This is a genomic window from Okeania sp. SIO2B9, from assembly GCF_010672505.1.
GTDB classification, from domain to species: Bacteria; Cyanobacteriota; Cyanobacteriia; order Cyanobacteriales; family Microcoleaceae; genus Okeania; species Okeania hirsuta.
In genome coordinates this window covers 1-9,488 of record NZ_JAAHGK010000120.1, presented here as the reverse complement: position 1 = coordinate 9,488, position 9,488 = coordinate 1, and the positions used below count along the sequence as shown (strand labels likewise).

Genomic DNA, 9,488 nt, shown 5'->3' with positions numbered 1-9,488 from the left:
TGTGCTTAGAGAATCGTCTAATACAGCAGCCATGAGGCCATAGCAGTCTAATTTTGTGAGAAAGCCACTTTTGGCAGCAGAAGCCATAATTTCGTTGATTGCACCGGGAAGTAAGTTAATTTGAAGCATTAAGATTAATCTTAAATTCTATATTTTAATCATCCACTCTTTTTCCTGATTTGGTAGTGATTAATGGTACAACCAACCGTGATTTTTTGGTGTTGATCGAGTGAAGTAGATATGTAAGTTTTTGTGATGTTTGTCATAATGTTACATTTATTACAGGACTTACGCATAAATACCACATATAGTAGAGGTTAAGTAAATTTTTCACTACAGATGGTGTATGATTTCATATTTTGCGTAAGTCCCGATTATTGATATTATTTGGGCGAAAGTACTAGAATCAGAGTAACTAATAACACTGCTACAGAGAGTATTCCCACAAATGATAGAGCTTTGCGATAAGCACGAGCGCTACTATCTAACATACCTGGATAAAATTTCCGTAGTTGCCCTGTTTGATATAACTGCTCTAGGTAATAGCTGTCGTAACGAGCCATTCGAGCAAAAGGTAACTCTCCCTGAGTGCGTTGAGGTAAAATTCGGCAACGTTGATAGGGAACAAAGTTATAGCCAAAATACTTGTCATATTCTTCGCTGTTTAACAGGTCATTGACAAAACCATGAAGTCCCTTTGTTGCCAATACAATAGACCAGGCAAGTTTCTCTTGATTGTTATAGACAGGGCGTCCTAAAACCCTTTGAATACAAAGCTCAACACAACGATAGTTACTGTTGCTATCATAGATCAGTCGCCGGAATGACTCAGAAAGCAACAAACCTTGAATGAAATCTTTCATTGTGATCTGACCATTGCGCAGTTGAGACTCCAGAGCAACCTGTCGATGTGCTGCGATCATTTGCTGCTCATTGAAAATTTGCCGATAGGCTGCCCAGATAATCTCATCCATCTCTGTAGCAGTAGGCAGGTTCTCTAAACTGTATTGTATAGGATATTCATCTCCAGGGACATCAAATCTTTGAACCCGATGGTTTTGACTAGAAAGTGGGTAGTACATTAAAGGAATTGTCATTGATAAAATCCTGTAAAAACTAAAAATTATAAGACTAGACTATACCATAGAGTGAATTACCTAAAAATTCCTAAGAGAATGTTTGTAAATTTTTGTAAAGGAAAGGAACACCTTTAATTTAGTTATTTATTCCAAACTTTGTACTCTGAAATACTCAATATATATCTCCAGAAGCGAAGTTTTTGCCCAGGTGGTACAAGGGTTTAAGATTAATTATCGGAGATTTATAATTGGTGAGGAGTAAAAAAACTTTATAATTATTTACAAAATAATTATTTACAAACAACTTCTAGGTAATAGAGTTGTCAAAACATATTTGAGCTATTAGCTGAAGCAGGAGAGTTTCGACTTAGTTAACAATTTGCGATACGGAGCGCGACATAATACGCTAGTTCTCACAGGCAAGTAGTAACGAGGGTGACGCTTTGTATCTTCTGCACTAATCGCGACTTAAACATTTCTTTGGTCTATCTATATAGACATAGACCTCAGAAGAAATCCCGCTCCCTACTAGGAAGGGCGCAGTCAGGGTTTGAGGATTTTTTCTGATGTTGATTGACAAAGACTTAAATGTAGGTATAGACTCAACAGATGCGGTTGGCTTGACCGTCAATGCCTGTGGATGAGTAACCGCCGACGGCCTCACAAGAAGCAGGAAGTAAACATCAATTTGTCACGTTATGTGAAGCTTTGTGTCAGTTTTATAGAGCAGGAAACATAGTAAATATCCGATGAACTAAGGCAGCTATGCTGAGAGCAGAGGGCAGAAGGAACAATTGGATGGGGTTTTTATACCCTTGTTCCCCTAAAGGTAACAGGCGAGTCAGAATTCCCTTCTGCCTACTGCCTCCTGCCTTCTGCCTTTCCTGATAAAAATTAGGAATATTAACTTCTGCCCTTCTTCCCCTGCTCAAGCAAACAAAGTTACAAAATTCCCGCTCGCCCGATTTCTATAAGGATAAAGCAGGCAAAAACTACACCGCCTAGTCCTCCAATGAGAAAACCAGAGGTAAACAAACTCCATTCCTGATAAGTTTGTAGGTTCTCCGGTAAAACGCCTCTTGGTTCTCTAGAACCTTGAAACACTACCGCCCCATAAACAAACAGACAGATACTTAAAATCACTACTAAGCCAGATGCACTACCACCTCCAGCCAGAAGAGCTTGGTCGGTGTTACGCAATGGTCCGAGCTTGAGAAAAGGCCCTAATAATAGGTAGCCATGAGCCATGCCAATTTCTAGACCCCGTGCAATAGGAGATAAACCATTGCGGTAAATTGGCAAGTTCTTAACCCAAGTGATGGTAAGCTGACTGGAATTAATTGGGGTTGCCAAATTACCCAATTGAGGATTGTTCTGGAAAGGCTGTACAATACCAGTCACTAGAGATTCGTTATTAAACTGAGTGTCTCCATAGAGGGCACCGGGATTGAACTTCATATTACTGAAGACAAATCCACTGGCGATCGCTCTAGCTCTGAGACCATGCCAAAAGTGACCTGCCAGTAGCAGACAGGCAAAGATGAGTTGGAACAACATCAACCAGGTACGAGGAGTAATTGTACCATCAACATTAGTCATACCTACAGGACCATAAAATACTGAAGGATAGACTGTATCATTCACCCAGACAAAGTAGGCAGCGAAAAAGCCCATGTAAGCTAGAGCAGCCTGACTATAAGCAAGATATGCTTCTCCAGACCAGACAAAAAGACCCTTAGCCCATTTTGTAGGAGCAGTATTAATATGCCAGAGACCACCCAGAATACAGATACTACCAATCCAAATGTGACCGCCTATTACATCTTCTAAAGAGTTGACAGCAGCCATACCCTTCAACGTCCAGCCATCAGGGGTGATACCGACGAGGTAACCGAAGATAGTCTGTGGGTTGAGAGTGGGTTCAGTAATCAGTCGCACATTGGCGATCGCCGGGTCATACAAACCATCAAAATACATAGCTTTGGCTACTAGCAAAAATGCTCCCATCCCCAGTAGCAGTAGATGAATACCAAGGATAGTAGTCATTTTCTTGCCATCATTCCACTGATAGCCAAATCCCTTTTCATCAAGTTTGTCAGGTCCAAGCACGGCATGGAAAATGCCACCAGCGCCTAGAATTGCTGAACTAACGAGATGGATAACACCAATAGCAAAGTAGGGATAAGTATCAATAATTTCACCATTTGCGCCAACCCCTATACCCAGAGTCGCCATGTGGGGCAGCAAAATCAGTCCTTGGTCGTACATGGGTAGACTAGGATCGAATTTTGATAGCTCAAACAGAGTCATTGCTCCAGTCCAGAGTACGATCAACCCTGCATGAGCAATGTGCGCTCCCAATAATTTTCCAGACAAGTTAACAAAGCGAAAATTACCTGCCCACCAAGAATAAGGTTCTTGGGAATCACTAACATAGTTCGCAACATCAACATTATTATCTGTTGAAAAGCCTAAAAACCTCAATGGATTTGATTTAGTTACAGTCATAACTAACTTACTTGACCTCTTGTAAATGTGACTACTCTGCCTTCGGTGAAGCTATAACCTGCTGCCCGGAGGGCGTGGAATATATGTCCTTGCAGGAAGAAAAATCCTAACCAGAAGTGAGCATTTGCCAACCATACTCTTGCAGTCAAGGCTCCATCAGTACTAACAAACACAGGAAAGCGATCGAACACCAGAGTCAAAGTTGGTCCGAAAAATTCTGTGGGAAATACCAGGGAGTTAACGGACACAAACAATGTTGCGACAAATGCCATTAAGCTGACTGCGCCAATACTGTAAGACAAATATGCTTCTCCTGACCAGACAAATAAGCCTTTAGCCCAGTCAAAGGGTACGGTGCGAATATGCCAGATACCACCCAAAATGCAGATAGCACCAATCCAAATGTGACCGCCTACTACATCTTCTAAAGAGTTAACACCAGCCAGCCAGAAACGTCCTTCTGTACCAAATAGGTAGCCGAAAATGGTAATAGGATTTAGAGTGGGATTTGATATTACTCGTAAATTTTGAACTACTGGATCGTATAACCCTCCAAATGCAATCGCTTTTGCTACAAGTAAAAATGCTCCGATTCCTAATAAGACTAGATGGATACCCAGGATAGTTGTCATTTTACCTGGATTATCCCAGCTATAGCCAAAGAAAGAAAATTTGTCTTCTAGTTTAGATGGACCTCTGAGAGCGTGGAATATACCACCTGCTCCTAAAAACGCCGAACTAATCAAATGCAGTACCCCAATCACAAAGTAGGGGTAGGTATCAATGACACCTCCTTCACCAACTCCAAATCCCAAGCGGGCTAGATTAGGCAGTACAATTAAGCCCTGTTCGTACATTGGTAGGGAGGAATCAAAGTTGGCAACTTCAAACAAAGTAATAGCTCCAGCCCAGAGTACAATTAAGCCAGCATGGGCTACATGAGCGCCCAATAGCTTGCCAGATAGGTTAACAAGCCGAGCATTACCTGCCCGCCATGGGATTTGCAGATTCTCATCTGTTACGACAGTCATTACTATTGTTCTCCTTATATAATTATCATTTTCTTTATGGCTTTAATACCCCACCGTCACTTGCGATGTTCACGCATTACTTGGGGGAGCGTAGACGCGGAGTGGCTTGTCGAAGACTATCCCCATGTAATTTTCCTCCTGTCTCCTGTCTCCTGTCTCCTTCTTCAATGAACTTAGATTTTGACTTCTATTCAAGCAGGTGTAATAGGTGTAACATTCTTAGCCATAAAGTCAAAGAACGTTCCATAAAATACTTTACGAGTAGCAGCTCGCGCTCGGTAAGCGTGCCATAAATGTCCGAGCAAAGCTAGGAAACCTAATCCAGCATGAACGGTAGCAAGAGCAGTTCGCACAGAGTCGCTGCCAATAGGACTATAAAACACGCTAGGATAAACAGTTTCGTTGGTGGAGATAAAGACAGCTACGCTAAATCCTGCGATCGCAAGTGCCCCTAAACTGTAAGACAAGTAAGCCTCTCCGGACCAAATTAGTATTTGTTTTGCCCAACCCGTAGGTTTGGAAATAATGTGAAATAGACCACCAACAGTGCAGAGTAGGCTCACCCAGACATGACCACCGACCACATCTTCGAGATTATCTACGCTAGCCATGCCAGTAATTGTCCAACCATTAGGACTAAAGCCAAACAGATAACCGAAAATTCTTACGGGATCGAGATTAGGCTGTATTAACCTTACTTGTTCTATTAGTGGATCGTAAATACCACCTAAAACCGTTGCTTTAATGACCAATAGAGATGCTCCCACCCCCAACAGCACTAGATGAATACCCAAAATAGTAGTCATCTTGTTGCCATCTTCCCAGTCGTAGCCAAAACCTTTCTCATCAAGCTGTTTCGGCCCTAAAACTGCATGGTAGATACCTCCTGCTCCCAAAACAGCAGAACTGATGAGATGCAGCATACCGATGACATAGTAGGGATAGGTGTCGATTGTTTGTACCCCTGCTTCGATACCAATACCTAATGTTGCTAGATGAGGTAGTAATATTAGTTTTTGCTCGTAATTGCCAAGTGTTTGCATAGAGATTTGGTCCTCAGTCTGATGAAGATCAGTTAAAGAAGGCTCTATAGCAGTCCTAAATAATTTGTAAAAATCCCAAAGTAGAATAAAAATTTTGATGATGATTATTCCTTATACCTTTGCTCTGTTGGATATTTTCTACATAGCGGAAATAGGACTACTATAATTGAGCTTTATTATCAATAATTTTATTTGAACACAATTAATATTTTTTATCAACAATAAAATATGAAGTTTTATTAAGGGGTATCTGTTACATCAATTGAGTTGGGGTTGGAGAGCAAGTAAGAAATAGCAGGAAAATCTAGGAGATATATAAGAAACAATTAGTTTAGTAGTCCTAGTAGCAAGAAATGTTCATCATGCACAATCCTTTTTTTTATGGGTGATATTATTTATAATTTATTCAAAAAATCACCTAACATAACCTTAATTTTATTGATATAGATTCTTAATAAGTTCTTAAACATATTTTAGGACTTATATCATGTCCATTTGTTTAATAGCAGCCTGGGAAAAACCGATCCTCTGCACGGATACTAAATCTACTGAGAGCGTTCGCTAATGCCATTCGCCCCTACTCTCCTACTCCCCACTCCCAAATATATGATAAGTATTCAACCGGATTTAATATCATTAGTAATAACAAGCACGATCGATGTTTGTGAGAAATACTATCAGCAAATAGCTAGGCTATTTCTTAGGAGTTATATCAGACTTTTATCTATTGGGTAGTTCCTGCAATTTGTGAATATACTAGCGCATACTGCTATATCTTTAGTCATTGCTAAATCTTTCTCAATTCTCTTCCTTCGATGCCTCCTGACTCCTGACTCCTGAATTTCCCTCCTGGGAGGGGGAGGGGCGAGGGGTGAGTTGACTCCTAAAATAATTAAGATTAATATCATACACTAATTCACCAACGTCAATAATTTTTCAGCATCGATCAAACCAAAACCCCATTTTGGGTCGAAACTGCCAACAGGTTTTCCAGGAATAAAACTACTTGAATGCAAACGTTGCTTAATTTCTTCAGGGGTTAACTGCGGCTCCTTTTCCAACAGTAACGCTACCAACCCAGTAATAAACGGCGTTGCCATACTCGTACCTGCCATCACGTTATGAAACTGGTCAACTTGCATCATTGAGGAACAAGTAGAAGCAGACGACAACTGCAGCACCACGATTATGTCGAGAACCTTTCTCAGGATTAGCAAAATAACAAGAATCTGGCAAAACTTCCCACATCTTTTTTGTCACTGATAGAGGTCGATAGCAATCATAAACTTTTAAACCTAATCCTATTATTTTTAAATCTGCCTGGACTTGTGATAATTTTTCTGCTACTTCTTTTCTTCAAGCACATTTTGCTACAGGGTATAATTTTTGGTTGAGGAAATTATTTGTAGTGGCATAGCGAATATCTAAAATAATCTCATGATTCAGACAAACTCAAAACCAGTAACTTTTTGTTGGGTTTTGCTACCGCTCAACCCAACCTACATTTTTAAGCTTATTAGTCTACTAATAGGTAAGCTTGGTAAAGCATTAGCGATCGCTCCAATAGTTGCAGTAGTAGCACCACCAGTTGCTGTTGGAGCATTAGTTTCGTGATTAGCGCGTGATGAATTTTTACTAATTATCACCAAACTCATAGTTCCGCTCAACCCGGTCTTACTTTAATTGGGTGCAGTTAGCGGAACTACAAATTGAGATTTTTTCTTATAGAAACTTCAGTTTAGGAGCTACCGAAATTCTTAATTGGAATTACTGATTAATTCAGAACCAAAAACAATTTCACCAAATTATAGCGTTAAATTTGGTATGAATAAATAAGTAAGTTATAGCTTCAATAATTCAACCTAACTTGTAAAAACAGCCAAGTATTTTCTTGGTGTATCTTATCTTGATCGCTCAACATTTGAAAGTCACTATCAAGGGAAAAAATCTCTACATACTCAAAATAAAACTTCAAATACCTAATCTTTGATACACATCATCCAAATGTTTTAAATGATGTTTCGGGTCAAAACAAGCTGCAATTTCTGCCTCAGATAACTTACTTTTAATTTCTTCATTTTTGCAAATTAAATCCTGAAAATTACCATTTGGTTGATTCCAAGCTTGATGGGCGCAAGACTGAACAATTTGATAAGCATCCTCTCGAATCATGCCTTTTTCTACTAATGCCAAAAGCACTCGCTGACTAAAAATTACCCCTCCATAAACATTCATATTTCGCTTCATGTTTTCTGGGTAAACTAACAAATTTTTGACTAAATTAGTAGTTTCTTTGAGCATAAAATGAGTTAAAATGCAAGCATCCGGCAAAATCACTCTTTCAACAGAACTATGGGAAATATCTCGTTCGTGCCAGAGAGCAACATTTTCCAAAGCGGCAACGGCATGACCCCGCACAATTCTCGCCATTCCCGTTAACCTTTCCGAACGAATGGGGTTGCGTTTGTGGGGCATGGCGCTCGAGCCTTTTTGACGCTTAGAAAAATATTCCTCAACCTCTAAAACATCGGTACGTTGAAGGTTACGAACTTCTACAGCAAAACGTTCTATAGAAGCAGTCAGCAACGCTAAAGTTTGCACATACTCAGCATGGCGATCGCGTGAAATTACTTGAGTAGATGCAGTATCCGGTTGAAGTCCCAGTTTTTGGCAGGCGATCGCCTCAACTCGTGGGTCAATATTTGCATAGGTTCCCACTGCTCCAGAAATCTTACCCACAGCAATATTATCACGCATTTTTACCAATCTCTGGCGGTTGCGACAAACTTCTGCCAACCATCCTGCCAACTTAAAACCAAAAGTTATAGGTTCCGCATGAATACCATGGGAACGACCTACCATCACAGTTTCCCGATGCTGTTGTGCCTGATAGCGAATTGCTTGTCCCAACTCTTCAACACATGACAACAACAGATCCAGACTCGCAACCATCTGTAATGCTAATGCAGTATCCAAAACGTCAGAACTTGTCAACCCTAAGTGAATATACCGCCCAACATCACCAACATACTCATTCACATTTGTCAAGAAAGCAATCACATCATGGCGGACTTCTGCCTCAATTTCGAGAACCCGCTTTGGGTCAAAATTAGCCTTGGCCTTGATTTCTTCTACTGCCTCAGCAGGTATGTACCCAAGTTCTGCCTGAGCTTCACAGACAGCTATTTCTACTTGTAACCAAGTTTTTAGCTTGGCATTCTCAGTCCAAAGTTCACCCATTTCGGGCAAGGTGTAACGTTCAATCACACTCTATAATAAAATTAAAACAACCGTTACATTGTATAGCAGGGAACAGGGAACAGGGGACAGTTGGAAAAAAATTTTCTAGTCTAAGATTCGTCATTAGTCTATGTCCTAACCAATTCTTTCTAACTATACTATTGACAACCACAAATGGGGAAAACTGAAAAATTATAGCCCTACGCGCTAGGGAGTAGGGATCAGGGAATAGGGAATCACAAACTGTAAAAGGATTTTAGGATTGAAAAATGTCCTAACCAAGTTCTTGTAGTATTACAACGCATCTAAATTTTTTTACCAACGATCAAGATTTATCGTCCAAAAAGACACTCCGCGATGGGGGTGAAACTATATTAGAGGGATAGAATTCTGTTCTACTTGCGCGATCGCTTAATTCGATTAATTTATACCAATTACCATGAATTAATGCTTAACTTAGGTAGCATTTAAATTATTAAAGAAGCACCTCAGCGTTCAGCTTTTCCTGCGGAATGCTGCGCAAACAGCTTTCAGCAGATTTTTTTTGAGATGTTCTCGTTTGCGGAGCATTCCGGAAATACGTTGTA

7 protein-coding genes and 1 pseudogene are annotated in these 9,488 nt (G+C 40.2%); all 8 read right to left on the bottom strand.

The genetic code is table 11. The features are described from left to right. Nucleotides 1-383: 383 nt before the first annotated feature. The 8 genes and pseudogenes from F6K13_RS06760 to purB all read right to left on the bottom strand — a co-directional run bounded on the left by F6K13_RS06760 (nucleotide 384) and on the right by purB (nucleotide 8,928). Nucleotides 384-1,097 carry a phycobilisome rod-core linker polypeptide gene (locus F6K13_RS06760; RefSeq protein ID WP_287242884.1) on the bottom strand — a complete coding sequence of 238 codons (714 nt, stop codon included), beginning with the start codon at nucleotides 1,095-1,097 and terminating at the stop codon, nucleotides 384-386. A 924-nt stretch (nucleotides 1,098-2,021) separates the two neighbouring features. Continuing rightward, nucleotides 2,022-3,587 (bottom strand): chlorophyll a/b binding light-harvesting protein, encoded by a 1,566-nt coding sequence (locus tag F6K13_RS06755; RefSeq protein ID WP_287242886.1) that lies wholly within the window; start codon nucleotides 3,585-3,587, stop codon nucleotides 2,022-2,024. Nucleotides 3,588-3,589: 2 nt separating this feature from the next. Next, entirely contained in the window at nucleotides 3,590-4,618 is a 1,029-nt protein-coding gene (locus F6K13_RS06750) for a chlorophyll a/b binding light-harvesting protein (RefSeq protein ID WP_124144417.1), read from the bottom strand. 191 nt (nucleotides 4,619-4,809) lie between these two features. Next, entirely contained in the window at nucleotides 4,810-5,661 is an 852-nt protein-coding gene (locus F6K13_RS06745; protein WP_124144416.1) for a chlorophyll a/b binding light-harvesting protein, read from the bottom strand. A gap of 911 nt (nucleotides 5,662-6,572) precedes the next feature. Further along, on the bottom strand, nucleotides 6,573-6,803 hold the full coding sequence (locus F6K13_RS06740; protein ID WP_275670335.1) for a S8 family serine peptidase: 231 nt from the start codon (nucleotides 6,801-6,803) through the stop codon (nucleotides 6,573-6,575). A 28-nt stretch (nucleotides 6,804-6,831) separates the two neighbouring features. Continuing rightward, nucleotides 6,832-7,107, bottom strand: a pseudogene (locus F6K13_RS06735) (M15 family metallopeptidase); the annotation flags it as partial. A gap of 53 nt (nucleotides 7,108-7,160) precedes the next feature. Next, nucleotides 7,161-7,316 carry a hypothetical protein gene (locus F6K13_RS06730; protein ID WP_161564455.1) on the bottom strand — a complete coding sequence of 52 codons (156 nt, stop codon included), beginning with the start codon at nucleotides 7,314-7,316 and terminating at the stop codon, nucleotides 7,161-7,163. Between the two features lie 316 nt (nucleotides 7,317-7,632). Next, nucleotides 7,633-8,928, bottom strand: a complete 1,296-nt coding sequence (gene purB / locus F6K13_RS06725; protein WP_124144414.1) for an adenylosuccinate lyase — start codon at nucleotides 8,926-8,928, stop codon at nucleotides 7,633-7,635. Between the last annotated feature and the right edge of the window lie 560 nt (nucleotides 8,929-9,488).

What these genes read in the sequence shown, in the direction of transcription:
- F6K13_RS06760 (WP_287242884.1), bottom strand. Translation starts at nt 1,097, where the DNA reads ATGACAATTCCTTTAATGTACTACCCACTTTCTAGTCAAAACCATCGG.
- F6K13_RS06755 (WP_287242886.1), bottom strand. Translation starts at nt 3,587, where the DNA reads ATGACTGTAACTAAATCAAATCCATTGAGGTTTTTAGGCTTTTCAACA.
- F6K13_RS06750 (WP_124144417.1), bottom strand. Translation starts at nt 4,618, where the DNA reads ATGACTGTCGTAACAGATGAGAATCTGCAAATCCCATGGCGGGCAGGT.
- F6K13_RS06745 (WP_124144416.1), bottom strand. Translation starts at nt 5,661, where the DNA reads ATGCAAACACTTGGCAATTACGAGCAAAAACTAATATTACTACCTCAT.
- F6K13_RS06740 (WP_275670335.1), bottom strand. Translation starts at nt 6,803, where the DNA reads ATGCAAGTTGACCAGTTTCATAACGTGATGGCAGGTACGAGTATGGCA.
- F6K13_RS06730 (WP_161564455.1), bottom strand. Translation starts at nt 7,316, where the DNA reads ATGAGTTTGGTGATAATTAGTAAAAATTCATCACGCGCTAATCACGAA.